General features: G+C 69.6%; 25 protein-coding genes, 1 rRNA gene and 1 riboswitch. Of the genes, 8 read left to right on the forward strand and 18 right to left on the reverse strand.

What is annotated here, in order from left to right:
• Position 1 precedes the first annotated feature (1 nt).
• Positions 2-634: an FMN-binding negative transcriptional regulator gene (locus tag ABZ855_RS15545; RefSeq protein ID WP_360806880.1), complete on the forward strand. Its 633-nt coding sequence runs from the start codon at positions 2-4 to the stop codon at positions 632-634.
• On the opposite strand, the gene ABZ855_RS15550 is transcribed toward ABZ855_RS15545, so the two are convergent.
• From ABZ855_RS15550 to ABZ855_RS15560, 3 genes are all read right to left on the reverse strand, one after another.
• Entirely contained in the window at positions 610-1,647 is a 1,038-nt protein-coding gene (locus ABZ855_RS15550; protein ID WP_360806882.1) for an EamA family transporter, read from the reverse strand. The genes ABZ855_RS15545 and ABZ855_RS15550 overlap by 25 nt on opposite strands.
• A 228-nt stretch (positions 1,648-1,875) precedes the next feature.
• Positions 1,876-2,871, reverse strand: coding sequence for an EamA family transporter (locus ABZ855_RS15555; protein WP_360806884.1), 996 nt, complete (start codon positions 2,869-2,871; stop codon positions 1,876-1,878).
• A gap of 769 nt (positions 2,872-3,640) precedes the next feature.
• Positions 3,641-4,300 carry a Clp protease N-terminal domain-containing protein gene (locus tag ABZ855_RS15560; protein ID WP_360806886.1) on the reverse strand — a complete coding sequence of 220 codons (660 nt, stop codon included), beginning with the start codon at positions 4,298-4,300 and terminating at the stop codon, positions 3,641-3,643.
• A 193-nt stretch (positions 4,301-4,493) separates the two neighbouring features.
• On the opposite strand from ABZ855_RS15560, the gene ABZ855_RS15565 reads away from it, so the two are divergent.
• Both ABZ855_RS15565 and ABZ855_RS15570 read left to right on the forward strand, forming a co-directional pair.
• Entirely contained in the window at positions 4,494-4,709 is a 216-nt protein-coding gene (locus tag ABZ855_RS15565) for a hypothetical protein (RefSeq protein ID WP_360806888.1), read from the forward strand.
• A gap of 78 nt (positions 4,710-4,787) precedes the next feature.
• On the forward strand, positions 4,788-5,216 hold the full coding sequence (locus tag ABZ855_RS15570) for an SRPBCC family protein (RefSeq protein ID WP_360806890.1): 429 nt from the start codon (positions 4,788-4,790) through the stop codon (positions 5,214-5,216).
• 120 nt (positions 5,217-5,336) lie between these two features.
• Here ABZ855_RS15570 and ABZ855_RS15575 read toward each other — a convergent pair whose 3' ends face one another.
• Positions 5,337-5,942, reverse strand: coding sequence for a PadR family transcriptional regulator (locus tag ABZ855_RS15575; RefSeq protein WP_360806892.1), 606 nt, complete (start codon positions 5,940-5,942; stop codon positions 5,337-5,339).
• Positions 5,943-6,139: 197 nt separating this feature from the next.
• Between ABZ855_RS15575 and ABZ855_RS15580 the strand changes: the two genes are divergently transcribed.
• Together ABZ855_RS15580 and ABZ855_RS15585 are read left to right on the forward strand one after the other, a co-directional pair.
• Positions 6,140-6,847 carry a response regulator transcription factor gene (locus ABZ855_RS15580; RefSeq protein WP_360806894.1) on the forward strand — a complete coding sequence of 236 codons (708 nt, stop codon included), beginning with the start codon at positions 6,140-6,142 and terminating at the stop codon, positions 6,845-6,847.
• 149 nt (positions 6,848-6,996) lie between these two features.
• On the forward strand, positions 6,997-7,806 hold the full coding sequence (locus ABZ855_RS15585) for a PhzF family phenazine biosynthesis protein (RefSeq protein WP_360806896.1): 810 nt from the start codon (positions 6,997-6,999) through the stop codon (positions 7,804-7,806).
• 13 nt (positions 7,807-7,819) lie between these two features.
• Here ABZ855_RS15585 and ABZ855_RS15590 read toward each other — a convergent pair whose 3' ends face one another.
• The gene (locus tag ABZ855_RS15590; RefSeq protein ID WP_360806945.1) at positions 7,820-8,626 is read right to left on the reverse strand and encodes a type II CAAX endopeptidase family protein; all 807 of its coding nucleotides are present in this window, start codon (positions 8,624-8,626) and stop codon (positions 7,820-7,822) included.
• Positions 8,627-8,823: 197 nt separating this feature from the next.
• Positions 8,824-10,341: a glutamate-cysteine ligase family protein gene (locus ABZ855_RS15595; protein ID WP_360806898.1), complete on the reverse strand. Its 1,518-nt coding sequence runs from the start codon at positions 10,339-10,341 to the stop codon at positions 8,824-8,826.
• A gap of 573 nt (positions 10,342-10,914) precedes the next feature.
• Here ABZ855_RS15595 and ABZ855_RS15600 point away from each other — a divergent pair.
• Both ABZ855_RS15600 and ABZ855_RS15605 read left to right on the forward strand, forming a co-directional pair.
• A complete protein-coding gene (locus ABZ855_RS15600) occupies positions 10,915-11,499 on the forward strand; it encodes a hypothetical protein (protein WP_360806900.1) in 585 nt (194 codons plus the stop codon).
• A gap of 376 nt (positions 11,500-11,875) precedes the next feature.
• Complete coding sequence (locus ABZ855_RS15605; RefSeq protein ID WP_053740726.1) at positions 11,876-12,064, forward strand: DUF5999 family protein; 189 nt, start codon at positions 11,876-11,878, stop codon at positions 12,062-12,064.
• Between the two features lie 121 nt (positions 12,065-12,185).
• Here the strand turns inward: ABZ855_RS15605 and gcvP are convergent, their stop codons facing one another.
• Positions 12,186-15,071, reverse strand: coding sequence for an aminomethyl-transferring glycine dehydrogenase (gene gcvP, locus ABZ855_RS15610; RefSeq protein ID WP_360806903.1), 2,886 nt, complete (start codon positions 15,069-15,071; stop codon positions 12,186-12,188).
• A 180-nt stretch (positions 15,072-15,251) separates the two neighbouring features.
• Positions 15,252-15,345, reverse strand: a riboswitch (glycine riboswitch).
• Positions 15,346-15,456: 111 nt separating this feature from the next.
• Between gcvP and ABZ855_RS15615 the strand changes: the two genes are divergently transcribed.
• Positions 15,457-15,828: a PRC-barrel domain-containing protein gene (locus ABZ855_RS15615; RefSeq protein ID WP_360806905.1), complete on the forward strand. Its 372-nt coding sequence runs from the start codon at positions 15,457-15,459 to the stop codon at positions 15,826-15,828.
• Here the strand turns inward: ABZ855_RS15615 and ABZ855_RS15620 are convergent.
• The 11 genes from ABZ855_RS15620 to rrf form a co-directional block, all read right to left on the reverse strand.
• Positions 15,750-17,204, reverse strand: coding sequence for a DNA polymerase IV (locus ABZ855_RS15620; RefSeq protein WP_360806907.1), 1,455 nt, complete (start codon positions 17,202-17,204; stop codon positions 15,750-15,752). The two genes, ABZ855_RS15615 and ABZ855_RS15620, sit on opposite strands and share 79 nt — an antisense overlap.
• 69 nt (positions 17,205-17,273) lie before the next feature.
• On the reverse strand, positions 17,274-17,954 hold the full coding sequence (locus tag ABZ855_RS15625) for a MerR family transcriptional regulator (protein WP_360806909.1): 681 nt from the start codon (positions 17,952-17,954) through the stop codon (positions 17,274-17,276).
• 281 nt (positions 17,955-18,235) lie between these two features.
• The gene (locus ABZ855_RS15630; RefSeq protein WP_006123076.1) at positions 18,236-18,709 is read right to left on the reverse strand and encodes a bifunctional nuclease family protein; all 474 of its coding nucleotides are present in this window, start codon (positions 18,707-18,709) and stop codon (positions 18,236-18,238) included.
• Positions 18,710-18,793: 84 nt separating this feature from the next.
• Positions 18,794-19,528 (reverse strand): MerR family transcriptional regulator, encoded by a 735-nt coding sequence (locus ABZ855_RS15635; protein ID WP_360806911.1) that lies wholly within the window; start codon positions 19,526-19,528, stop codon positions 18,794-18,796.
• Positions 19,529-19,581: 53 nt separating this feature from the next.
• Positions 19,582-20,118 carry an FHA domain-containing protein gene (locus ABZ855_RS15640; RefSeq protein WP_319213654.1) on the reverse strand — a complete coding sequence of 179 codons (537 nt, stop codon included), beginning with the start codon at positions 20,116-20,118 and terminating at the stop codon, positions 19,582-19,584.
• Between the two features lie 484 nt (positions 20,119-20,602).
• The gene (locus ABZ855_RS15645; protein ID WP_360806914.1) at positions 20,603-21,466 is read right to left on the reverse strand and encodes a DUF881 domain-containing protein; all 864 of its coding nucleotides are present in this window, start codon (positions 21,464-21,466) and stop codon (positions 20,603-20,605) included.
• Positions 21,467-21,471: 5 nt separating this feature from the next.
• Complete coding sequence (locus ABZ855_RS15650; RefSeq protein ID WP_006376801.1) at positions 21,472-21,804, reverse strand: small basic family protein; 333 nt, start codon at positions 21,802-21,804, stop codon at positions 21,472-21,474.
• Positions 21,801-22,637, reverse strand: coding sequence for a DUF881 domain-containing protein (locus ABZ855_RS15655; protein ID WP_360806947.1), 837 nt, complete (start codon positions 22,635-22,637; stop codon positions 21,801-21,803). Before ABZ855_RS15655 ends, ABZ855_RS15650 begins: the two co-directional genes overlap by 4 nt.
• A 167-nt stretch (positions 22,638-22,804) precedes the next feature.
• A complete protein-coding gene (locus ABZ855_RS15660) occupies positions 22,805-25,300 on the reverse strand; it encodes a mannose-1-phosphate guanyltransferase (RefSeq protein WP_360806916.1) in 2,496 nt (831 codons plus the stop codon).
• Positions 25,301-25,411: 111 nt separating this feature from the next.
• Positions 25,412-26,020, reverse strand: coding sequence for a CDP-alcohol phosphatidyltransferase family protein (locus ABZ855_RS15665; protein WP_360806918.1), 609 nt, complete (start codon positions 26,018-26,020; stop codon positions 25,412-25,414).
• Positions 26,021-26,128: 108 nt separating this feature from the next.
• A 5S ribosomal RNA gene (rrf, locus tag ABZ855_RS15670) occupies positions 26,129-26,223 on the reverse strand; the annotation flags it as partial.

Below are 26,223 nucleotides of genomic sequence, written 5' to 3' on the forward strand. Positions count from 1 at the left end.
GATGCTGATCCACCCCTGGGACGCGCCGCGCGACGACGCGGAGTGGCAACAGTGGCTGTCGGTCCACGACTTCGGCCAGCTCGCGGTGAGCGGCCTGCCGGGCGAGGCGCCGTACGTCCAGCCACTGCACTTCGCGTACGACGCCGAGCGCCTCGAAGCGGTCACCCATCTGGCCCGCCCGAACCCCCTCTGGCCCGCGCTGGAGAGAAACCCGGTCGTACTGCTCAGCGTGGTCGACGACTACGCGTTCATCCCCGGACCGTGGCAGGCCGCGCCGGACGGACCGTCCGAGCACGGCACGCCGACGAGCGTCTACGCGGCCGTCCAACTCCGGTGCACGGCCCACGTCGTGGACGACCCCACCGAGAAGGCCGCCCTGCTCAACCGCCAGATGAGCCACTTCCAGCCGGAGGGCGGCTCGGCGCGGGTGGCGAGGGACGAGGAGCCGTACGGCCGGATGCTCGCCGGTATCCGCGGCATCAGGCTCGAAGTGACGGACGTACGGGCGAAGTTCAAGTACGCCGAGAAGAAGCCGACGGAGGTCCAGGACCGTATCGCGGCCGGCCTGGCGGCACGCGGCGGACCACGGGACGCGGCGGCGCTGGCGATTCAACGACGCAGGCGGGGGCTGTAACGAGATTCCGCCCTCCGCTCCGCACCTCCATCCACACCAGCAATCTCACCGGCACCCCCGCTCCCACCCCCACCCACACGCGCACCCGCACCCCGGGTCTCCGCCACCGCGAGCCCCGCCGTCGCGCCCAGCATCAGCAGGGTGCCCAGGACGGTCGCCGTCGTCAGCCGCTCGTCGAGCAGCGCGACGGCGAGGAACGCCGCGCTCACCGGTTCCAGGAGCATGATCACGGAAACCGTCGCCGCGCGGACGACGGCCGCCCCGGCGAAGTACAGCCCGTACGCCAGAGCCGTCGGGACGGCGGCGACGTACACCAACAGGCCGACGAGTCGCAGATGGTCGTCGGTCTGCGGCAGGAGGCCCTCGGCGAGCCCGAACGGCAGCAGGCACAGCGTCGTGACGCCGAAGGCCCTGACGGCCGTACCGAAGGCGTCCGTCGCTCCCGCCCGCCCCCACCACCGGGTGAGGAGGGTCATCACGGCGTAGCCGAACGCCGACAGCACCGCCCATGCGACACCCGCCGGCCGCAGCTCACCGCCACCGCCACCGCCGCCGCCACCCAGCACGAGCACGGCGAGCCCGGTGAGCGCCCCGGCGACCGCGAGGATCCCGCCCGCCCCCAGCCGCTCGCCCATGGTCAGCCGGGCGCCCAGCGCGATGAGGACGGGCCCGGCGCCCAGCGTGACAACGGTGGCGACCGCGAGGCCGGTGGCCTGGACGGACGCGAAGTACGCGGTCTGGAAGACGGCGAGCGAGATTCCGGTGACCCCGGCGCGGACGGCCTTACGGCGCCCCGACTCGAGGTCTGTGGCCGTACGGCGGCGCAGTGAACGGGCGAGGATCAGCAGCACGAAGCCACCGGCGCAGCGCCAGAAGGAGAGGGCGACAGGGCCCATCTCACTCGTCCGGTAGACAAGGGAGGCGGCCGCGCCCGCGGTGCCCCAGGCGGCGCCGGCGACGGTCAGGAAGAGCAGGCCTCGCCCGATTGGCAAGCCGGAAACGTGATTCGACACGGGAGTCTCTCCGCAGCCGCGCGGAGACACACCCAAAGAGCGCCCACCGCGCGGAAGTTGACGAAAGGACCCGGGCCCTCTGGGCTCCACGGATCCTCGGACCTCGTCTGCGGGCAGCGCCGTTCAGCCCGACGTGGACACAGGAAGACGTCGGACAGGTTCTCCGGGAAGCCCGCTCAGGCGGCCGGAGGCGGAAGGACGAGTACGCGCGCGTGCATGATCGCGACCCTAGGCGGCGGTACGGGGGGCCGCCACCTCTTTTTCGGGCCCCCGGGCGACCGGCTCCGCCGACCCCTTGGCGGGCGTGGACGACTGTGCGATGAACGCGCCCAGGAGCACCACGGCGCCCCCGACGATCTGCGGCGCCGACAGATGCTCGCCCAGCAGCACCCAGGCCAGCACGGTGGCGATGACCGCCTCGAGACAGGCCACGACCCCGGCGACCTGCGGCGACAGCCGCCGCACGGAGACCACACCGGTGACGTACGCGACGACCGTGGCGACCAGCACGAGCCAGCCGAGCAGCAGCCCGGCGGCGACGGGTGTGCCGTCCATATGTGCGCTTCCGGCGAGCACGGACCACTCCATCTGCCAAGGACGCGCCACGACGGTCAGCACGAGGGTGCCGACGAGAAGGCCGTACGCGATGACACCGAGGGGGTCGGGTGCCTCGTTCCCCGCTTCGCTGCCCTGGTCGGACAGGACGAAGTAGCAGACCTGGCAGCAGGCGGCGGCAAGGGCGAGCAGCAGCCCCGTCGCGTCGAAGCCGATCCCGGACCACACCTCCACGACACAGGCGAGCCCGCCGACGGCGAGGACGACCCCGAGCGCCGCGGCACGGGTCACGGGCCGCCGCTGGACGAACCGCACCCAGCCCAGCACGAGGGCGGGTGCGAGGTACTCGACGAGCAGGGCGACACCGACGGGAATCCGGGATATCGCGGCGAAGTAGCAGGCCTGGACGCCGGCCACGGCGAGCAGCCCGAACCCGGCGAGCAGCGCGGGCCGACTCCGGACCAGGGCGCGGTGCCGTACGGCCAGGGGCAGCATCACGAGCGCGGCGCCCGCCACGCGCAGCCACACGACGTGCAGCGGATCGAGGCCCGCCTCGATCAACGGCTTGGCCGCGACCCCGGACCCCCCGAACGCAACCGCCGACAGCAGCGCGAGCCCGAGCCCGACACTCCTGCCCCGACCGACCTCACCACTCACTGACGTACCCACCGGCCCATGATGGCAGGAGATGACATGACCGTCACCCCCATTGACACCTGTCTCACCAACCGGACGAGCCCACAGCCCGACGGGCCGAACCCAGGGACCCGAGGACGCGCGCGCCAAACGGGGTCCACAGGCCGGACGAGCCCACGGGCCAAACGGGCCCACCGACCGGACGAAGCGCGCACACCGGACGGGGTTCACAGGCCGGACGGCCCACCGACCGGACGGGGTTCACAGGCCGGACGGCACACCGACCGGACGGACGCACCGACCGGACGAAGCGCGCGCACCAGACGAGGTTCACGGGCCGGACGGCCCACGGGCCAGACAGGCCCACCGCCCGGCGGAGCGCGCACACCGGACGGGGTTCACGGGCCGGACGGCACAGCGACCGGCCGGACGCACCGACAGGACGAAGCGCGCGCGCCGGACGGGGTTCACGGGCCTGATGGCCCACCCACTGGACGTGCTCACGGGTTAGCGGGCCCACCGACCGGAGGAGGCGCGCACCGGACGGGGTTCACGGGTCGAACGGCCCACCGCCCGGACGAGCCCACCGACCGGTCGGGCCCACGGGCCGGACGGGCCCACGGGCCGGACAACCCACCGCCCGGACGGGCCCACGGGCCGGACAACCCACCGCCCGGACGAGCCCACCGACCCGACGGCCCCTCGGGCTGGACGGGCCCACCGGTCAAACAGGCCCACCGGCCAAACAGGCTCGCGCGCCGAACGGGCTCGCGCCCGATGAGGTTCACGGGCCGGACTGCGCTCACGGCCCGTCGAGCAGCTCCGCCTCCTCGGCCGTCGTCCACGCCCGGGAGTACTCCTCCCACCCCGCCGCAGTCAGTCCGACGTGGCGCAGCCGCGTCAGCAGCTCCCCCGCGTCGACGCCCGCCCGCCCCAGCACCTCGACGGCCCGGGACTGCGGATCACCGACGATCGCCGCGAGCAGATCGATCCCGCGGGCCCGTGCGTCGCCCCGCCGCCCGGCCCGCTCGCACGCCTCCTCCAGCGCCCCCGCCGCGACCGGCGACCAGCCGGCCGCACCTGACGCACCCGCCACCCCCGGCAGCACGGGCAGCGCCCCGGAGTCCTCGACTGAGCTCTGCCAGCGCAGTCCGTAGCCGATGCTGCGCTGCACGAGATAGCCGAGCAGCCGCGCGACCTGCGGATCGCCGCCCTCGAACACCACACGAACCTCGGGATCGGACTCCAGGAGGGTGTGCAGCAGATGGGCCGTGTCGATCTGCCGGTCCCCGTCCCGCAACGCACGTCTGCGCGCGCCCGCGACCACCGCTGCCAGCTCTGCGGTGAGCCTGGCATCGTTGTCCACGCGGAGCGCACCGTGCTCAGTGGTCGACTGCCGGGGTATACGGGGCTTACGGGGTTGCACATCTCCCACCCCACCAGCCCCCGCCGATCCGGTCATCCTCGCTGCGCACCATTTCCGGGTCCCACGAGGGGTGTGCATCGCACGCGCAATCTCCTCCTTACGGATGACATCACGCCGCTCCCGCACGAATTCGCCACGAGGTCGACGAAGTCGACGCAAGGGGCGCCCGCACCCTATTCCGCGCGCCCCGGGCGCAACCAGGGCACGCCCGCGCACGTCCCAGACCAACATGGAGAGCACGTGCTGGCTGGTGGCGCTGCCGGCCACGGACGGCAGACAGTACGTGTACCGGGTGTACGCCCCGGAGGACGCACTGCTCGCCGACCTGTTCTGGGAGGCATGGCACTGCCACGACGAAGGCCCCTACCCGCGCGCGTGGGACGTGTTCGACGCGGCGGTGATACGGCGGGTGGACAGAGGCCGCGACCCCGACAGCAGAACCTGACGACTCGTCAGTATTGAATGTTCCAGCCCTTGCGGCTACGTTCCGCGACACCGCAGCCCGAGACACAGAGGTGGTCGCATGGCCGAAATAAGCGCGGAGGCACGCATCCAGGCACCGGCGGAGAAGATCTGGACGCAGCTGACGGACTGGACGGCGTACGGGGCGTGGAACGCGACCCACACGAGCTTCCCGAAGGGCGGCCCCTCCGCGCTGGAGGTCGGCGGCACCTTCGAGGAGAACATGAAGCTGATGGGTTTCCCGGCCGAGGTCGAGTGGACCATCGCGGAGTTGGAGCCCGCCCGCACCCTGGCCATCAGGGGCAAGGGCCCGATGGCGGTGAACGTCGCGACGCGCTACACCCTCACCCCCGACGGCGACGCCACGACGGTCCGCATCGACGGCGAGTTCACCGGCGCGGCCGTCTCGCTCATGGCCGGCAAGCTGAAGGACTCGGGCACGGCCGCCCTGAACGAGTCGCTGCGCAAACTGGCCGGCCTGGTGAGCTGAGCAGGTCCGCAGCCGCCGTACGACGACAGAAAGGCGCCCCGCGGACACTTCCGCGGGGCGCCTGCGCGCACTGGGGGACGTACCGCCGGGGGCGGACAGGTCTCCGAGGGCGGCGGCCCATCAGTCTTCGTCGGCAAGGATCAGATACAGCTTCTTGCGCGCTTCGTTGATCACGGAGAGCGCCTTCTCGCGCTGCTCCTTGCTGCCCGTCTTCCAGACCTGGCCGAAGGCCTCCATCAGACCGAAGCCGGCCTGGCGGATGTCGTTCAGCGCCTCCCAGTCCATGCCGCGCCCGGCCTCTTCCCAGGGGGCGTCGGGGCCTTCGTCGGCCGCGGTGCGGCCGGACTCGGTGAGCGCGAACAGCTTCTTGCCGCCCTCGCTCTCACTGGCGATCAGGCCCTCGTCCTCCAGCAGTTGGAGGGTGGGGTAGACCGAGCCGGGGCTGGGCTTCCAGGCCCCTCCGCTGCGCTCGGCGATCTCCTGGATCATCTCGTAGCCGTGCATGGGCCGGTCCTTGAGCAGGGCCAGGATCGACGCGCGGACATCACCGCGCCGCGCCCTGCCCCGCGGTCCGCCCCGGCCGCCGCGCCCGCCCCAGGGCCCCGGACCGAAGCCCGGACCGAAGCCGGGACCGCCGGGACCGCCAGGACCGGGTCCGAAGGGACCGAAGGCGGACCGCCGCCCCTCGAAGCCGCCACGCCGGAATTTGTCTCCATGGGAATGCATCGCAACCACTCCGTTCGTTTGTCTTGTCGTTGATCTGTCGCGATGCGTCAACGATATATCGAGATAGCTCATCCGACAACCCCCGGAAAGAAGTGACCCAGGCCACAGTAGAAACGCGAGCGTTTCGATAGCGACGGGAGCTAGGCTGACGACAGCTGAAGTGAACGAAACAGTTTCGTACAAGGAGGGTGCCCCCCATGGCCTCCGTACTCGTCGTACACCGCCAGACCCTGCAGCGTCTCGGCCTGCGCATGCTGATCGCGGCCGAGCCCGATCTGACCGTCGTCGGCGAGGCGACGAACGGCGCCGACGCCGTTCGTATGAGTGCCGCGCTCCGGCCGGACGTCGTGCTGATGGACAGCCTCGTGGTCGACACGGACGGGGTGGACGTCATCCGCCGCATCAGCCGGCCCCCCACCCTGCTCCCGGTCCCCGAGCCCGCGAGAGTCGCGGGCGACTCCCCGCGCGTACTGGTCCTGACCCCCACCGACCACGAGCGGCACGCCTACGCGGCCCTGCGGGCCGGAGCCGGCGGGTTCCTTCCCCAGGGCGCGACCCCGGAGGAACTGATCGCCGCCGTCCGGATCGTGGCCGCCGGTGACGCCGTCACGACGCCCGCCCTCACCCGCGCGCTCATCGACACCGTCCGGCACGAGCGCACCTTCGGCTCACTCGAACGCGAGAGCGAGCTCCACGCACTCACCAGCCGTGAGCGCGACGTCCTGACCGCGGTCGCCGCCGGCTGGTCCAACACCGAGATCGCCGCCCGCCTGTGCATCTCACCTACGACGGTCAAGTCCCACGTCAGCCGCATCCTCGCCAAGATCGGCGCACGCGCGCGCGTGCAAGCGGTGGTCTTCGCCTACGAGTCCGGCCTGGTACGGCCGGCCGCGACGGCGGCCTGACGCTCCCGGCCCCCGGAAGCCACCGCCCCTCGGCGCCAGCCACCGCCCCTCGGCGCCGGGCCCGTCCAGGTCCACCGGCCGCCGAATCAGGTCCAGCGCCCCGAAATTGGCCTTGGTCCGTCACCCCTCCGCCCGTCTAGCGTCACCCCATGCGCATTCGAATCGTCGACGCCTTCACCGACCGCCCGTTCGCCGGCAACCCGGCGGGCGTCATGCTCCTCGACGCCTTCCCGGACGACACCCGGCTGCAGCGGATCGCCCTTGAGGTCAACCACGCCGAGACGGCGTTCGCCCACCGCCTGCCCGAGGGCGGCGAGGCCGACTGGGCGCTGCGCTGGTTCACCCCGGCCGCCGAGGTCGCCATGTGCGGCCACGCCACGCTGGCCACGGCCCACGTCCTGCACACCACGGGCGCCCACTCGGGACCCGTACGGTTCGCCACCCTGAGCGGCGTCCTCAGCGCGACGCCCCACGAGGACGGCTCGATCACCCTCGACTTCCCGACGGCCCCCCTCACCCGCGTCGAGCCTCCCGCCGGGGTCGCCGAGGCCCTGGGCGCCGAGCCGCTCACGGCCTTCGACACCGGCCCGAACATCGGTGACCTGCTGATCGAGGTCGCCGACGAGAAGACAGTCCTGGGCCTCACCCCCGACCTCAGGGCTCTCGCCGCCCACTCGGAACGCGGTGTCATCGCCACCGCCCGCGCCGAAAACCCGGCCGACGGCTACGACTTCGTCTCGCGCTGCTTCTTCCCGCGGATCGGCATCGACGAGGACCCTGTCACCGGCAGCGCCCACACGGCCCTGGCCCCCTACTGGTCCGAGCGCCTCGGCCGCCCCGACCTCACCGGTCTCCAGGCCTCCGCCCGCACCGGCCTGGTCCGCACCGAACTCCGCGGCGACCGCACCCTGCTGACCGGCCGAGCTGTCACGACCATCGAGGGCGACCTGCTCGTCTGAGAACGCTGCCCACTCACGCGGTGGGCAGCCACCCCACCTTCCCCGCCAGCAGCGCGTACCCCACGAACGCTCCGATGTCGAGCAACGAGTGCGCGACGACCAGGGGGCCCACCCGCCCCCACCGCCGGTAGAGGTACACGAACACCACCCCCATCACCATGTTGCCGATGAACCCGCCGATGCCCTGGTACAGGTGGTACGACCCGCGCAGTACGGAACTGGCCACCAGCGCCGTCCCCGGGGTCCAGCCCAACTGCTTCAGCCGGCGCAGCAGATAGGCGACGACGATGACCTCCTCCAGTACGGCGTTCTGCACCGCCGAGAGGATCAGCACCGGGTACTTCCACCACACCTCGGGAAGCGCCTCCGGGACCACCGTCAGATTGAAGCCGAGGCCACGGGCCGCGAGGTAGAAGGCGATTCCGCTGCTGCCGATCACCGCCGCGACGGCGGCCCCGCGGCCGAGATCGGGCCAGGGCCGGGTCCGGTCGAAGCCCAGCGTCCGCAGCCCCTCCCCCTCGCGCAGCAGGAAGTGCGCGACCAGGGCGACCGGGACCAGCGCCGTCGTGATGCCGAAGAGCTGCCAGGCGAGATCGAGCCATGGGCGGCCGGGGGCCGCCGAGGCGTTGAGGGTGGCCGCCTGCTCCTTGAGGCCGCCCGGTTTCGTGACCGATCCGACAAAGCTGATCAGGGCGGAGACCCCACTCGCGCCGAGCGAAAGCCCCAGAACCAACAGCGTCTCGTCCCGAAGAATCCGTCGCGACGGTTGCTCCTCAGGGATAGAACCAGCCACCTGCACCCGTGCCTCCAGTTGCGTCATCCCGCCGCGTCCGGAGTACCTCCCCTCACCGGGGAAGGAGACCACCGTCGCGTGGGACGTCACAGCTTGCCCGATCGACCTGAGACGGACATGAGCGGCCCCCGTGCGGCGCGGTACGGGTACGGTCCGGGCCCGGACAGGAGGCGGCTCGGAGCGGGTACCGGCGCCTGGAGGTCACGCCGTCCCTGGGCGGGCGATCACCCCAGCGGCACCGGTTTCGGCAGGCCCACCGGCCAGGTGTGCACCGGCTCCCCGAGGTGCATCAGCTCGCTGTAGCGCCGGGTGGTCGCCGCCAGCGCGGCCTCCCTGGACAGCCCCTTCTCCAGCGCCCGGTGGAAGGTGGCCGCCTGCCAGGACGCTCCATTGGCCCGGCGCCGGCACCGCTCCTCGATCACCCCGAGGTACAGGTCCCGGTCGGCGGGCTCGACCCCCCACGCGTCGAGGCCGGCCGCGGCGAGCGGCAGCAGTTCGTCCCGTACGAGGTGCACGACGTCGACCTCGGCCGTGCCGCCGAACCGGCCGTGCCGTGGCCACTGGAGCCGCGCGTCGATGCCGTACCGGCAGGCCGCGTCGAAGTTGGCGGCGGCCGCCTCGAAGGGCAGCCGGGTCCACACGGGCCGCGACTCGTCGGCGAGCGCCCGGACGACCCCGTAGTAGAAGGCCGCGTTGGCGATCACATCCGTGACGGTGGGCCCGGCGGGCAGCACCCGGTTCTCGACCCGCAGATGCGGAACGCCGTCCGCGATGCCGTAGACCGGGCGGTTCCACCGGTACACGGTGCCGTTGTGCAGGACGAGTTCGCCGAGCTTCGGCACACCTCCGGCGTCGAGGACGCTCAACGGGTCCTCGTCGTCGCAGATCGGCAGCAGCGCCGGGTAGTAGCGCAGGTTCTCCTCGAAGAGGTCGTACGCCGACGAGATCCACCGCTCCCCGAACCAGGTGCGCGGCCGTACGCCCTGCGCCTGGAGCTCCGGCGGACGGGTGTCCGTGGACTGTGTGAACAGCGGGGGCCGCGACTCCCGCCACAGCTCACGGCCGAACAGGAAGGGCGAGTTGGCGCCGATCGCGACCTGCACGGCGGCGATCGCCTGCGCCGCGTTCCACACATCGGCGAACCGCGCCGGCGTGACCTGGAGATGCAGTTGTACGGAGGTGCAGGCGGCCTCCGGAGCGATGGACTTCGACGTGCACGACAGACGCTCCACCCCGTCGATGTCGAGGGTGAAGTCCTCACCGCGGGCCGCCACGATCTGGTCGTTGAGCAAGGCGTAACGGTCGACGTCGGAGAGGTTGGAGGAGACCAGGTCGTCCCGGCCGAGCGTCGGCAGGATGCCGATCATCATGATCCCCGCGTCGACCTCGTTCGCCTTCCGATGGGCATACGCCAGGGACGTACGGAGCTCTTCGGCGAGCCGGTCGAATACTCGGCCGCCGAGGCGGTGGGGGGCGATGTTGACTTCCAGATTGAACATGGCGAGTTCTGTTTGGAAATCGCGGCTCGCGATCCTTTCGAGTACTTGCCCATTCATCATTTTCGGCATGCCGTCGGGCCCTACGAGATTCAGCTCGATCTCCAGACCCAGCAGATTCTTCGGGCGGTCGAACCGCTTCTCGGCCAGCAGTCGCTCCAGCCCCGTCAGACACTGCCGGAGCTTGCCGCGATAGCGCCGGCGATCGGACAGATCGAACTGCCCCGCCACGACCTTCTCCCCCATCGGAAGCGTCCCTCCTCGAATGGGCAGGCCGAAGACCGGCCGCTGATGTCCCGGGTCAGGTGGGATGATGCCCACCCGACGCGATCGATAACGCCCCGTGCGCCACCGTCACCCGCTACGCTGCTCGACGTGTCCGGCGGCACATTCGTCCGGCATGAAGCGACGGACGGTGCGGCCCGGGTACCCCCGACAGATTCGCGCAATCTCGAACTCGTGAGAAACGTCGACGACAATTGGCCGACCGTACTTCGGCGCGTATACCGAGGTCATCGCCGCGCAGCGGGCCGGGAATCGGAAAAAACACCACGCAACACCGACCGAACAGACTCTTGCTCTTCACGCGGAAAACAGTTAGACGAAACACAGTGTGAACACGTGTCGTATAAACTCCGCGAACAAGGCAGAGAGTCGGCGCCCGGGACCTGGATCCTGCCGTCCAGGTGACGTACGACAGGCCGCACCCCGTCGCCTCACCCGGCCCCCGCCTCTTTGACCCAGAGACTTCGAGAGCTGACAGCGCCGTCCGCCCCCGCCCTCGCGCCACCTTGCCTGTCGAATGAGAGGCGTTCCGCCATGCCGCTGCATGTCCCCCCGGCACCCGCCCCCGCACTGCGCGCCGTCCTCACCGCACTCAGTTCACCCACCGCCGTCCGCGAGGCACCGACCCCGTCCCTCCGCGCGGCCCAGGGGCCCACCACTCCCGAGCTGCCGCTGCCCGTACACGTCCTGGACCGGATCACCCCCGCCGGGGCGTCCGCCAGCCGACTGACCGGGTGGCGCTTCCTCATCCGCAGCGGGGACCGCGCGGTGGCCGCCGCCGAGACCATGCTGACCCCCGACGGCTGGGCCTTCTCGCACTTCTTCGAAGGGCCCTACATCGCCTCCACCGAGCGAGCCCTGCGCCAGGCCGAGACCATGAAACAGCCCTACCAGGCGCGACTGCTGTCCGTTCCCGAGCTGTACATGCTCACACTCTGGCTGCACGGCGACATCACCGCCGACGGAGCCGAGGGCCACCTCGCCGCCACCGACCTCCTCGTCCCGCTGGCCCCGGCCCCGCCCGGCATCGCCGCCCACCGTCCGCACCGGGTCGCCGAACTGCTCCCGGTGTTGACCCATCGGGTGACTTCGGCCCCGCTGCTCAGTTCCCCCGCCTGACCGCACACGACACGACACTCTCCGTATTCCCTTGTGCCCCGTCACCGAATTCCCGGCGGCGGGGCGCATTGCTCTTTCGCGCACCATTACGCTCGTACGAGCCATTAAGGGTTTTCGGCCCGACCGGACTAGCCCCATCCGGCCACCAGGAACCACCCAAAGGGACAGCCCAGTTGGACTGAACCGGCCGCGCGGGTGATGCGTCTTCAACCTGTGAGAAGCGGTCCAGCCAAATCCCTGCGGATTGACGCCCGTGGGGCAACACTGGGTTCGAACCGATTTACCACAACGGGGAGCGGCCATGAACAGCGCTTCGAGCCGCAAGACAGACACCACAGCCATCTCACACTCGACGACAGAGCGAAAGATCCCACCAATGTGCCAGCATCAGCCACCGTGCCCGACAGCCCACTCCACCGACCGGGAGTCCGCCCGCCTCATGGCGCACCACCCGGAACAGGGATGGAGCCTGCTGTGCAACGGCGTCCTCCTCTTCGAGGACACCGGTGAGCTCCTGCCCGACGGCCAGATCATCGCCCCGCACCGCGCGATGACGGCCGTCTGACGACCGCGGACCGGGCATCCTCCGGACGTCAGGAGCGACTGCCCGAACAGCTGAACAGACGAAGAGGGGCCGGCCCGCAGGAACTCACTGCGAACCGGCCCCGACGCATGTCCGAGGGTCGTTACTCCTGGTAAGCGTCCAGCGGCGGGCAGGAACAGACGAGGTTGCGGTCACCGAAGGCCTGGTCGATCCGGCGCACCGGCGGCCAGTACTTGTCGGCCGCCGAGACCCCGGCCGGGAAGACCGCTTCCTCGCGCGTGTAGGCGTGCGTCCACTCCCCGCCGAGCGCGGCGGCGGTGTGCGGCGCGTTGCGCAGCGGGTTGTCGTCGGCGGGCCAGCCGCCCGTGCCGACCTTCTCGATCTCGCCCCGGATGGCGATCATCGCCTCGCAGAACCGGTCCAGCTCCCCGAGGTCCTCCGACTCGGTCGGTTCGATCATCAGCGTCCCGGCCACCGGGAACGACATGGTCGGCGCGTGGAAGCCGTAGTCGATCAGCCGCTTGGCGATGTCGTCGACGCTCACTCCCGTCGCCTTGCTGATCGGGCGCAGATCGATGATGCACTCGTGCGCTACGAGCCCGCCGGGCCCGGTGTAGAGGACCGGGTAGTGCGGCTCCAGCCGCTTGGCGATGTAGTTGGCGCTCAGCACGGCCACCTGCGTGGCCCGCTTGAGCCCCTCACCGCCCATCAGCCGGACGTACGCCCACGAGATGGGCAGGATGCCCGCCGAGCCCCAGGGCGCCGCCGAGATCGGCCCCACGCCCGTCTCGGGCCCGGCCGCGGGCTGCAGCGGGTGGTTGGGCAGATAGGGGGCGAGGTGCTCCCGCACCCCGACCGGGCCCACCCCGGGGCCGCCGCCGCCGTGCGGGATGCAGAACGTCTTGTGCAGGTTCAGATGCGAGACGTCCCCACCGAAGTGCCCGGGCTTGGCGAGCCCCACCAGCGCGTTGAGGTTGGCCCCGTCGACGTACACCTGACCGCCGGCCTCGTGCACCTGGGCGCAGATGTCGGCGACATGCTCCTCGAACACACCGTGCGTGGACGGGTACGTGATCATCAGCACCGACAGCTCGTCCCGGTACTGCTCGATCTTCGCCCGCAGATCCTCGACGTCGATCTCACCGTCCCCGGCGGTCTTCACGACGACGACCTTCATCCCGGCCATGACGGCACTCGCCGCGTTGGTCCCGTGCGCGGACGACGGAATCAGACACACGGTCCGCTGCTCGTCCCCGTTGGCCCGGTGGTATCCGCGTACGGCGAGCAGCCCGGCCAGCTCGCCCTGCGAACCGGCGTTCGGCTGGAGCGACACCTTGTCGTAGCCGGTGACCTCGGCGAGACGTTCCTCCAGCTCCCGGATCAGCGTCAGATAGCCCTCAGCCTGCTCGGCGGGCGCGAAGGGGTGCAGCTGGCCGAACTCGGGCCAGGTGACCGGCTCCATCTCCGTGGTCGCGTTGAGCTTCATCGTGCAGGAGCCCAGCGGGATCATGCCCCGGTCGAGCGCGTAGTCCCGGTCGGCGAGCCGGCGCAGGTAGCGCAGCATCGAGGTCTCGGAGTGGTACTGGTGGAACACGGGGTGGGTGAGGATCTCGTCGGTGCGCAGCAGCGCCTCCGGCAGCGTGTCCCCGGCGTCGGCGTCGAGCGCCTCGATGTCACCGTCGACCCCGAACGCCGTCCAGACGGCGGCCAGTTGGTCCCGCGTAGTGGTCTCGTCGCAGGAGACGGAGAGCCGGTCGGCGTCGACGACGTGCACATTGACCCCGTGCTCGCGCGCGGCGGCGGCGATTTCGCCGGCCTTCCCGGGCACCCGCGCGGTGAGCGTGTCGAAGTAGGCCCCGTGGACGACCTCGACGCCGCCCGCCGTCAGCCCCGCGGCGAGGATGGTGGCGTACCGGTGGGTGCGCCGCGCGATGATCCGCAGCCCCTTGGGCCCGTGGTAAACGGCGTACATGCCGGCCATCACGGCCAGCAGGACCTGGGCCGTGCAGATGTTGCTGGTCGCCTTCTCGCGGCGGATGTGCTGCTCGCGCGTCTGCAGGGCGAGCCGGTACGCCTTGTGCCCGTCCGCGTCCACGGAGACACCCACGAGCCGCCCGGGCAGGCTGCGCGCGAACTGCTCCCGTACGGCCATGTATCCGGCGTGCGGCCCGCCGAAGCCCATCGGTACGCCGAACCGCTGGGTCGTCCCCACCGCGATGTCCGCGCCGAGCTCACCGGGCGAGGTGAGCAGCGTCAGCGCCAGCAGATCGGCGGCGACGGTGACCACGGCACCGAGCCCGTGCGCCTGGTCGATCACGGGCCTCAGGTCCCGTACGGCCCCGGAGGCGCCCGGGTACTGAAGGAGCACACCGTTGATCTCACGCCCGGCGATGTCGTCCGGAATGCCCGCGCTCAGGTCGGCGACGACGACCTCGACGCCGGTCGGCTCGGCCCGCGTCTCGATGACGGCGATGGTCTGCGGCAGGGCGTCCGCGTCGACGAGGAAGAGGCCCTTCTTGTTCTTGCCCATGCGCCGGGAGAGCGCCATCGCCTCTGCGGCCGCGGTGCCCTCGTCGAGCAGCGAGGCGCCCGAGGTGGGCAGCCCGGTGAGGTCGGCGACCATCGTCTGGAAGTTCAGCAGCGCCTCGAGGCGTCCCTGCGAGATCTCCGGCTGGTACGGCGTGTACGCGGTGTACCAGGCGGGGTTCTCCATCACGTTCCGCAGGATGACCGGCGGGGTGAAGGTCCCGTAGTACCCGAGCCCGATCATGGACCCCAGCACCTGGTTCCGGTCGGCCAGCGACCGCAGCTCGGCCAGCACCTCGGCCTCGGTACGGGCGGCCGGCAGGTCGAGCGCGTCGGCGTTCCTGATCACGTCCGGCACCGCGGCGGCGGTCAGCTCGTCGAGCGAGCCGTAGCCGACCTGCGCGAGCATCTTGGCCCGGTCCTCGTGATCGGGCCCGATATGACGCCGTTCGAAGGGCGTTCCCTGTTCGAGTTCGGCGAGCGGAGTGCGATGGGCGGTCATTACGGAGGCCTCCTGGTCGTCGCGACCTTCGAGGGGCACCCCGGCACGGGTGCCCGAACGGCCTCCCCCTCTGTCATCTCAACCTGAGAGCTTCACCGGACCGCCAACGCGCTGACGTCCCGGTTTTCACCGTCGGTGAGAGCGGAAGCCGTCGACACCCGCTCTTCTTTCCAGAGTGACCTCGTCCGTGCGGTACAGGGGCCTGAGAGATTCCGGGGAGGATTTGCTCCTTCGGCGCCTCCGAGGTTCCGGAGGACTCTCCCGCACAGGGTCAGCAGCCATTGGCCAGCCTATCAGCGGGTCCACGCACAGACCTTCGAGTGGCCGCCTTCCCGAATGTGCTCTTTTGTAGTGCTTACGGATGTTGCGATCCTACGGAGGCGCCGTGCAGACCGACATCGATCCGCGCAACCTGATCGGCCGCAAGGCCTTCGACCGCAACGGCACCAAGATCGGCACGATCGACGAGATCTACCTCGACGACGCCACGGGAGTGCCGGAGTGGGCGGCCATACGGACCGGGCTGTTCAGCAGGGACGCCTTCGTACCCCTGGAGCCCAGCGAACTGGTCGACGGCACCCTGCGCATCCCCTTCGAGCGTGCCCTGATCAAGGACGCGCCCGATTTCGGCGTCGGCCGCCACCTCTCCCCGGAGCAGGAACTCCAGCTCTACCACCACTACGGCCTCGACGTGGCTCCTCCGCCCCCCTTCCCGGACCACGACTTCGGCAGGCTGGCGGGCACGGACGACACCTGACCGGACGACTCCTCAGCCGGACCGCCGGTTCTTCGCGCCGCAGGGGCGACCAGCGGCAGCGGATCCGCCGGCTCCAGCGCGGGATCGTCGGTCCGGAACGTCCGCACCCGCCCGGGCTGCTCCGAGTCCGGCGTCTCGAACCGGACGGTCACCCGCCCCAGCCCGCTCCCCTGCACCCACCCGTGCCCGAAGTCGGCATGCCGTACGTCGTGCCCGGTGGTCCAGCGCCGCTCGGCGGGCGTTTCCGGCTCCTCGACCGGCTCGTGCTCCGCCTCCCCGTCCGGCTCGAGCGCGGCCAGCTCCCCGGCCGCCTGGGCGAACAGATCCTCCTGCGTGTAGTCGGCGAGGCCGCTCACCCCGACCCCGAGCAGCCGGACGCCCCCGGTGGTGTCCACCGCCTCCAGGAGCCGGGCAGCCGCCTCCCGCACCACCGCGGGGTCGTCGGTGGGCCCCCGGAGCGTCTCGGACCGGGTCAGCGTGGAGAAGTCGTACCGGCGCACCTTGAGGACGATGGTCCGCCCGGACAGCCCCGCACCCCGCAATCGCCGCACACACCGGTCGGCCAGCCGCTGCACCTCGGTGCCCACCCGGCCCCGGTCATGGATGTCCACGTCGTAGGTGTCCTCGACCGACACGGACTTGGTCTCCCGCTCGGCCACCACGGGCCGCTCGTCGTGCGCCAGCGCCATCGCGTACAGCGCGTGCCCGTGCGCCTTGCCCAGCAGCCGCACGAGCTCGTCCTCGCCCGCCTCCGCGAGTTCGTCGACCGTGCTGATCCCGGCCCGCCGCAGATGGTCGCCGGTCGCCGGGCCGACCCCGGGCAGGGTCCGCACCGACATCGGCCCGAGCAGCGCCCGCTCGGTCCCGGGTTCGATCACCACCAGACCGTCCGGCTTGGCCTGCTCGGAGGCGATCTTCGCGAGCATCTTGGAGGCGGCGAGCCCCACCGATCCGGTGAGACCCGTGACGGCCCGTATGTCCGCCCGCAGCTTGGCCCCGGCCAGCCGGGCCGACTCCTCGTCCCAGGCCGCCTGTCCGGCCTCCAGATCGACGAACGCCTCGTCCAGGCTCAGGGGCTCCACCAGCGGCGAGAGCGCGTGCAGCAGCGCCATGACCTGCTCGCTGATCGACCGGTAGAAGGCGCCCCGGGGCACGAGATACGCGGCGTTCGGCGCGAGCCTGCGCGCCTGGGCCATCGGCATCGCGGAGTGCACCCCGAAGACCCGGGCCTCGTACGACGCGGTGGCCACCACACCGCGCGGCCCGAGCCCGCCCACGACAACGGCTTTCCCGCGCAGACTCGGCTTGGACGCCTGCTCCGCCGAGGCGAAGAAGGCATCCATGTCGAGATGCAGGATCGTGGGCACGTTTCTCACATCACCGATGCTGCCCTACGCCACTGACAACGGCCCCGGAGGACGGCGGCGCCGAGTCGGGAGTGCCGCTCAGACCGCCCGGTTGCGCCGCCGCGCCAGTTCGTCCGTGGGGTTGTGCCCCACCAGTGTCTCGCCGGTGTCGACGCGTTCGCCGTGCAGCTGCGAGAGAGCGCTTTCCACGTCCCGCCACACCACGCCCACGGCGATACCGAAGATGCCCTGGCCGCCCTGGAGCAGCGCGTGCACCTCGTCGGGGGACGTGCACTCGTAGACCGTCGCGCCGTCGCTCATCAACGTCAGCCGCTCCAGATCGCGGAACTCGCACGCCCGCAGATGCTGAACGGCCGTACGGATGTTCTGCAACGAGACGCCGGTGTCCAGAAAGCGCTTGACGATCTTCAGGACCACGACATCGCGGAAGCTGTAGAGACGCTGCGTCCCCGACCCGTGGGCGGGCCGCACACTCGGCTCGACCAGACCGGTGCGCGCCCAGTAGTCCAACTGCCGGTAAGTGATGCCGGCCGCGGCGCACGCCGTGGGGCCGCGGTAGCCGATCTCCTCGGACGCCATGGATGTCGCCCCTCCGCCGCCTGCTACAGCCGTCGGCCGCGAGACGTGATCGACCGCGTTGCCCTGATGGGGATCCCCCCAGCTCGAGCGTTGCCGAGAGCCTGGGGGAGGGTACGGGCCGCTCTCCCCCAAACCGCGTCCGGGGGCACCCCCAGCCGTACCGTCGCCGCTGCTTCTCACGCCGACCTCCGTCCTTGACCTGCCTTCTTGACGGTAGGCAGTCCCCAGGGGCGCGTCAACGATCGCCACACTCGGCACGCCGAGTGATAATCACCCTAGGAGTGGTTTCCCGTACCCCACCGCGGGGAAAGGCTAGCCGAATGCGCTCCGCCGGAGCCGCACGACGCTCTCACACGCCGCTGGCAATTGCCATCATTTGTGGCACCCCGGGCCAAAAGACAGACCCCACGGACCACTGGGTCCGTGGGGTAGCCGGAGCCTCGACAGCCTTGGCTTGAGGCTCACTGACTGTTGGTGCCGAAGTCCTCGGGAGAGATCTGGTCGAGGAACTCGCGGAACTTCTCCACTTCGTCCTCCTGCTCGTCGGGGATCGCGATCCCGGCGTCGTCGAGCACACCGTCGCTGCCGTAGATCGGCGTCCCGGTACGCAGCGCAAGCGCTATGGCGTCGGACGGACGGGCACTCACCTCGACTCCACTGGCGAACACCAACTCCGCGTAGAACACACCTTCACGCAGATCGGTGATCCGCACCTCGGTGAGTTCCTGGCCGACGGCCTCCAGCACGTCCTTGAACAGGTCGTGGGTCAGCGGTCGCGCGGGGGCCATGCCCTGCTGGGCGAAGGCGATCGCTGTCGCCTCACCCGGTCCGATCCAGATGGGAAGGTAGCGGTCGCCTCCCACTTCACGCAGGAGCACGATCGGTTGGTTGGAGGGCATTTCGACCCGGACACCTACGACATCGAGCTCGTTCACACAGCAACCCTAGGCCGTGCCCGGGATGTTTGGGTAGTCGGGCACGGAACGGGTGGCCGATCCACCCCCCGGCGACCCCCCGGCTCAGGGCTGCCGCACACCCAGCGCGATGCGCACCAGGGCCGCGTGCAGCTTGACCGTGAGTCCGGCCAGTTCCTTGCTGCGGGCCTCCGCCAGGGCCCTGGTCTGCGGATTGCGGTGCCGCTTGAGCGGGGCCACCACCTGGTCGACCAGACCGGCCTCGCGTTCGGCGGCGGCCTTCATCACCCGCAGATGCCGTGGCTCGATCCCGAACCGCCCCAGCTCGGCGACGAGCGTGGCGACAGTGACCGTCTCCGCGTCGTACGCCCCGTCGGGCAGCGGCACGACCAGACCGTACGACTGCCACTCCTCGAGTTCCTCGTCGCCGATCTCCGCGGCGGCCAGCAGCTCGGAACGGCCGATCCGGACGGCGGTGGGGCCCTCGGCCTCCAGAACGGGCTCGCCGTCCCGCTGGCGGCCCACCGTGGGCAGCGGGACGGCCTCCCCGCGCTCCATGGCGTCCAGGTACTCCCTGATCACCTTCAGCGGCAGATAGTGGTCCCGCTGCATCCTCAGCACCTGGCTGAGGCGTTCCACGTCCTCGGGACTGAACTTGCGATACCCGGAGGGGGTCCGCTGCGGCTCGATGAGCCCTTCCGACTCCAGGAAACGGATCTTGGAGATGGTGACTTCGGGAAACTCGTCACGCAGTGCGGTCAGCACTGCGCCGATGCTCATCAGCCCGTTGTCCGCGGCGGCGATGCCGTGCCCGGCACCGCCGCTCGGTGTTTGAAGCATGGACCTTTCGGTCCTTCCGTGGGGAAGCCCCCCGGACTCGGTCCGGAGGAGGGTCAGTAGCCCCGCTGGCTCGCGTAGAACACCAGCCGGTACTTGCCGATCTGCACCTCGTCACCGTTCGACAGCGCGACCTCGTCGATCCGCTCACGGTTGACGTACGTGCCGTTGAGGCTGCCCACATCGGCGACCGTGAACATTCCGTCCTGGCCCCGCCGGAACTCCACGTGCCGGCGCGACACCGTCACGTCGTCCAGGAAGATGTCGCTCTGCGGATGACGCCCGGCAGTCGTCAGCTCCCCGTCCAGCAGGAAGCGGCTGCCCGAGTTCGGGCCACGGCGCACCACCAGAAGCGCCGACCCGAGCGGCAGGGCATCCACAGCCGCCTGCGCCTCGGGCGAGAGCATCGGCATCTGCGTCTGACCGGTGACCTCGGCGTCATACGCCTCGATCCCGGAGATGGAGATCGTGGACGTCGTCTCCGACGGACGCTCGGCGGAGACCCCTGCCCTCAGCGGCGCGCCGCAGTTGGAGCAGAAGCGGCTGTTCTCCGCATTACGGTTACCGCACCTCGTACACACCAGGGCCGACATCGACGGATCCTCCTGCCGCGGCTGCCCCGCCGGGGCATTGGACGCATAGGGACCGGAGGAAAACTCTCCACCCGTACCTGAGGTTGACGGTTCCCCGAAACCTATGCGCCCGGACTGGGCAGGGTCAACAGACGGCGCGCCCTGACCTCCGGGAACGTCACCGCCCGGACCTCCGACCTGGTCCCGGAACAGCGGACGCTGGCCGTCCGCGTCAGGCTGTGCGCGATGCCGGGCAGTGGCATTGTCGCTGCCCTCTCGCGCGCTCTTGCCGAACAACTTCGAAAACAACTTCACGGGCGATTCCCCTTGACCGAAACAGACCCGCCCGTGGGGCAGGACGAACCCTGACTGCACCTACCGGTCGACCCGGACATCCTCACAACGTCCGCCGCCACCTGACAGTTTCCACCACGCACCACCCATTCGGTGCGCCGACCCCCCGCAACCTCATGCCCTCCCCGGACAGCCCTCATGCACCCCCGGCTCACTCGGAGGACGACCGAGCGTAGTCAGGCTGCTTCGCAGCTCGCAAGGCGTCCACGACGATCTTGGTCGCCCGCTCCACGGTAACGGTGGCCTGCTCCTTCTCCAGGGTCTGCACCACGCCCCCGGGGATGTTGAGCGCCGGCTCGAGGTCCTCGGGCTTGCCGATGACCTTGAAACGATAGGGAGAGTCGATCTTGTTCCCGTCGACGCTCACTCCCCCACCGTCCTCGTCCGCCAGAAAGGTCCCCGCGACCACCCGTACACCGTTCACCTGGATCGCCTCGGCACCGGCCGCACGCAACTCCTGAATCGCGTCGAGCAGCATGTCGGCTTCGACCGTTCCCTTCGTGTCCACGACGGTCAGCGTGATCCCGGGCCCCTGCGCGGCCACCGTGCCCGCCAGGATGCCCAGTTGCCGCTCCTTCTCGACCGTCTGCTTCCGGGCCTCCTCAGCTTGGTCCGAGCTGTTCTCCAACTCGGCCCGCTGATCTTCGAGACCCTGCTTCTCGTCCTCAAGACGCTGCGTACGGTCATCCAGTTCATCGAGGATGCGCACGAGATCTTCCTGACGCGCACCCCGTAGCGCACCGTCGTTGTCACTGGTGGACGCGACCTGCACCGCGAGCCCGAATCCGAGCCCGAACAGCAGCAGCGCGACGATGAGTTGGGCCCGGGTCACTCGCGGCGGCCACAGCCCGTTGACCAGCCGCTGACGGCCGGTCACGGACGGCTCGGGCGCTTCCTCGGTCACCGCCTCCGCTGCCTCGGCGTCAGAGGCTTCCGCGGGCGTGACGGCGACCTCCTCGGGAAGTTCCTCACGCAACCGCTTCTCGCCCGCGTCGTTCTTGTCGTTGTCACTCATCGGCGTCAGGCCCGGAACACGTGCCGGCGGATCGCCGCGGCATTCGAGAAGATACGGATACCGAGGACCACGACGACACCGGTCGACAACTGCGCGCCGACACCCAGCTTGTCGCCCAGGAAGACGATCAGCGCGGCCACGACGACATTCGACAGGAACGACACGACGAAGACCTTGTCGACGAAGATCCCGTCGAGCATGGCCCGCAGACCACCGAACACGGCGTCCAGCGCCGCGACGACGGCGATCGGAAGGTAAGGCTCGACGACAGCCGGCACCTCGGGCCGGACCAACAATCCAGCCACGACTCCCACGACGAGGCCCAGTACCGCGATCACGATGTGCCCTTCTCTGTGCTCGGCTGTGCTGTACGTACGATCACACTCGGTGCGGCGGGCAGCCGGAGGTCGCTCTCCACGGAGATGCTGGTCCGGATATCGAAGTTCTCCTGCAGCGCGTGCAGATACAGTCCGTCGGCGCTGTCCTGGAACCTGCTGCTCAGCCGCTTGCCGTCCCCCACCGCGAGCACCGTGTACGGCGGCACCAGCGGCTTGTTGTCGACCAGTATCGCGTCTCCCGCGGCCCGGATCGCCGACAGGGCCGTCAGCCGCTGCCCGTTGATGGCGATGGCCTCGGCGCCCGACTGCCACAGACCGTTGACGACCCGCTGCATGTCCCGGTCACGCACCCGCCCGGTGTCGGAGAACCCGGAGGTCTCCCGCGCGTCCCCGCCGGCCCCCGTGCTGGCTTCCTTCGCATCGTCCACGACGAGCTTGACACCGGGGCCGTGCACCTCGGTCGCGCCCGACAGGATGCCCACCAGGTCGGCCCGGCCGCTGACGCCGTCCGACTTCAGCGCCGCACGCTGACGGGCGCTCACATCGTCGCGCAGCTGGTCGACCTTCTCCTCCAGCTTGTCGGCCGCATCGGTCTCGCGGTCGATACGGTCGATCAGTTCCTCGCGCTCCTTGGCGACCACGGGTGCCGCCACCCGCGCCTGGGCCGCCCCCACGGTCACGACGAGAGCGGCGAGCACCAGACCGGCGGCAAGGCCCAGCTTCGACCTCAGCGGCCTGGGCAGACCGCCGTCGCCCGTGGCCTTCCTCCGGGCGGCAGCCTCGGCATACCCCTCGTCGAGGCTGTGGTCCATGACGTTGGTGAGCAGCGACATGGACGCGTCCGGGCGGGCACGGCTCGTGGGGATGCTCCGAACGGGGGGCTGCTGCGGCATGCCGCACATCGTCCCACGTCGCGACCACTGCCTCCGAACGGCCCCACCCGCGTGCCGGACAGGCCCCATTGGGGACCCTCGTCCGGCACGCGCGCGTGTATCGCGATTCAGCGACCGGCGCCGTCCACGACCGCGGACCACTCGTCGAGCAGCGCCTGGGCGGAGGCGTCGTCGGGCCCCTCTGCCCACAGATGCGTGACAGCCTCGGCGGGATCGGGCAGAACCATCACCCACCGTCCGTCGGTCTCCACCACTCGCACCCCGTCCGTGGTGTCGACGAACCGCTCTCCGGCCTCCTCCACGACCCGCCGCATGACAAGACCCTTGACGGCCCAAGGAGTCGCCAGATCCCGCTTCAGGACGTGCGCCCGCGGAATCCTCGCGTCGATCTGGCTGAGGGTGAGCTGCGTCCGCGCGACCAGCCCGATGAGCCGTACGAAGGCCGCCGAGCCGTCGAACACGCTGCTGAACTCCGGCACGATGAACCCACCGCGGCCGTCCCCACCGAAGATGGTCGTCTCGTCCCGCCCGACCCGGGTCAGATCGTCCGGCGACGTGGTCGTCCACTCCACCTGGGTCCCGTGATAAGCCGCGACCTGCTCGGCGATCCGGGTCGTTGTCACCGGCAGCGCCACGCGCCCACTTCGCCGTTCCGCGGCCACCAGATCGAGCATGACGAGAAGCGCCCGATCGTCCTCGATGATCCGCCCCTTCTCGTCGACGAGCGACAGCCGCTCGCCCACCGGGTCGAAACGCACCCCGAAGGCGGCGCCTGCCGACGCCACGATCTCGCCGAGCCGCACCATCCCGGATCGCCGGGTCTCCGCGGACTCCGTCGGCCTGGATTCGTCGAGCCCCGGATTGATGGTCAGCGAATCCACGCCGAGCTTTCCGAGCAGGCTCGGCAGGACAAGACCCGCACTGCCGTTGGACGCGTCCACGACGACCTTGAGCCCGGACTCCGCGATCCCGGTCGTGTCGACGTTCCGCAGCAACGACCCGGTATAGGAGTCGAACACGCTCGCCGGGAAATGCAGATCCCCGATCTCTCCGGGGAACGCCCGCCGGTACTCCTGCCGCGCGAACACCCGGTCCAGCTTCCGCTGACTCCCCTGCGAAAGATCGGCCCCTTGCCCGTCGAAGAACATGATGTCGACGGAATCCGGCACCCCGGGCGTCGTCCGGATCATGATCCCCCCGGCACTCCCCCGCGCGGTCTGCTGCCGCGCCACGGGCAGCGGTACGTTCTCCAGGTCCCGTACGTCGATGGCGCTGGTCTGCAACGCAGAGATGACCGCCCGCTTCAGCGCCCGGGCGCCTCGGGAGTGGTCGCGGGCGGTGGTGACCGTGGACCCCTTCTTCAGGGTGGTCGCATAGGCGCCGGCCAACCGCACGGCCAGCTCGGGTGTGATCTCGACGTTCAGAATCCCGGAGACTCCACGGGCGCCGAAGAGATGTGCCTGTCCTCTGGATTCCCAGATCACCGACGTGTTGACGAAGGCACCGGCCTCGATCGTCTTGAAGGGGTAAACGCGGACGTTCCCCTGAATGATCGATTCCTCACCGACGAGACACTCGTCGCCGATGACCGCCCCGTCCTCGATCCTCGCCGCGCGCATGATGTCGGTGTTCTTCCCGACCACACAGCCGCGCAGATTGCTGTGCTGGCCGATGTACACGTTGTCGTGCACCACGGCCTTGTGCAGAAAGGCCCCGCTCTTGACGACGACGTTCGAGCCCACCACTGTGTGCTCGCGGATTTCCGCGCCTGCCTCGACCTTGGCGTAGTCCCCGATGTAGAGGGGCCCACGGAGCACGGCATCGGGGTGCACCTCGGCACCCTCCGCGACCCACACACCCGGCGAGATTTCAAAGCCGTCGAGCGCGACATCGACCTTGCCCTCAAGGACGTCGGCCTGGGCCTTCACGTAGCTCTCGTGCGTACCGACGTCTTCCCAGTAGCCCTCGGCGATATAGCCGTAGACCAGCCGTCCCTCTTTCATCAGCTGCGGGAAGACGTCGCCCGACCAGTCGACGGAAACATCGGCCTCGACATAGTCGAAGACCTCGGGCTCCATGACGTAGATACCGGTGTTGACGGTGTCGGAGAACACCTGTCCCCAGGTCGGCTTCTCGAGGAAGCGCTCGACCTTGCCCTCCTCGTCGACGATGGTGATTCCGAATTCCAGTGGGTTCGGCACCCTCGTCAGGCAGACAGTCACGAGCGCACCCTTTTCCTTGTGGAAATTGATGAGCTCGGTGAGGTCGAAGTCGGTCAGCGCATCACCGGAGATGACGAGAAACGTGTCGTCCTTCAGCGCGTCTTCGGCGTTCTTGACGCTTCCGGCGGTACCGAGTGGCTTCTCCTCATTGGCATACGTGAGCTCCATACCGAGCTCTTCGCCGTCGCCGAAGTAGTTCTTGACGAGCGATGCCAGGAACTGCACGGTAACGACTGTCTCGTTGAGCCCATGCCTTTTGAGCAGCCGTAGCACATGCTCCATGATCGGCCGATTGGCCACTGGCAGGAGCGGCTTGGGCATGCTTGAGGTCATTGGGCGAAGGCGCGTGCCTTCGCCTCCGGCCATCACGACGGCCTTCATGTCGGAAGCGTCCTCCTTGAAGAGACGGTCTAGCCGACTTCACCCGTCCAGATTGTCCCGCACTTTTCCGAAGCGGGCCATCGAGCCACTGCTGTCGCCCAATCGGCGAGTTCAATCGGCCATGGCGTCCGCTCGGACCAGCCGGCGGACTTGCACCATGTAGAGGACTCCTGCCCACCAGTACAGGGTTGTACCCCACCCGGCGAACGCCCATCCGAAAATAGCAGCGAGTGACGAGATCCATCCGCTTCCGTCACTGAGTAGAAGTAGCGGGAACGCGTACATCAGGTTGAACGTAGCGGCCTTCCCCAGGAAGTTCACCTGCGGCGGCGGATACCCATGACGCCTGAGGATGCCCACCATCACCAGCAGAACCAGCTCTCGCGCCAACAGTGCAGCGGTCAACCAGATTGGCAGAATCTCGCGCCATGTGAGACCGACCAATGTCGAGAGAATGTAGAGCCGGTCGGCTGCAGGATCAAGTAGTCGTCCAAGACTGCTGATCTGGTTCCAACGCCTCGCGAGCTTGCCGTCCAGATAGTCACTGATCCCGCTCAGCATCAGCACCAGGAGGGCCCAGCCGTCACTCTTCGGGCCGCCGAACTCGGGCCGAAGGATCAGCCAGAGAAAAACGGGTACGCCGACAAGGCGCGCCATGCTGAGGATGTTCGGGATGGTGAGGACCCGGTCTGTCTGGACGCGGGTCTCCTGGACCTCCACCCGGGGGCCTCCTGTGGGAATGAGCCAACGATGCCCCCTGACCCTACCTCAACGCAAAAAAGCTCCGGCCCTCGGGCAGTATGCCCAAGAGCCGGAGCTATAAAAGGAGTTCGGCGGTGTCCTACTCTCCCACAGGGTCCCCCCTGCAGTACCATCGGCGCTGTGAGGCTTAGCTTCCGGGTTCGGAATGTAACCGGGCGTTT

The organism is Streptomyces sp. NPDC047042, from assembly GCF_040644035.1.
GTDB lineage: Bacteria > Actinomycetota > Actinomycetes > Streptomycetales > Streptomycetaceae > Streptomyces.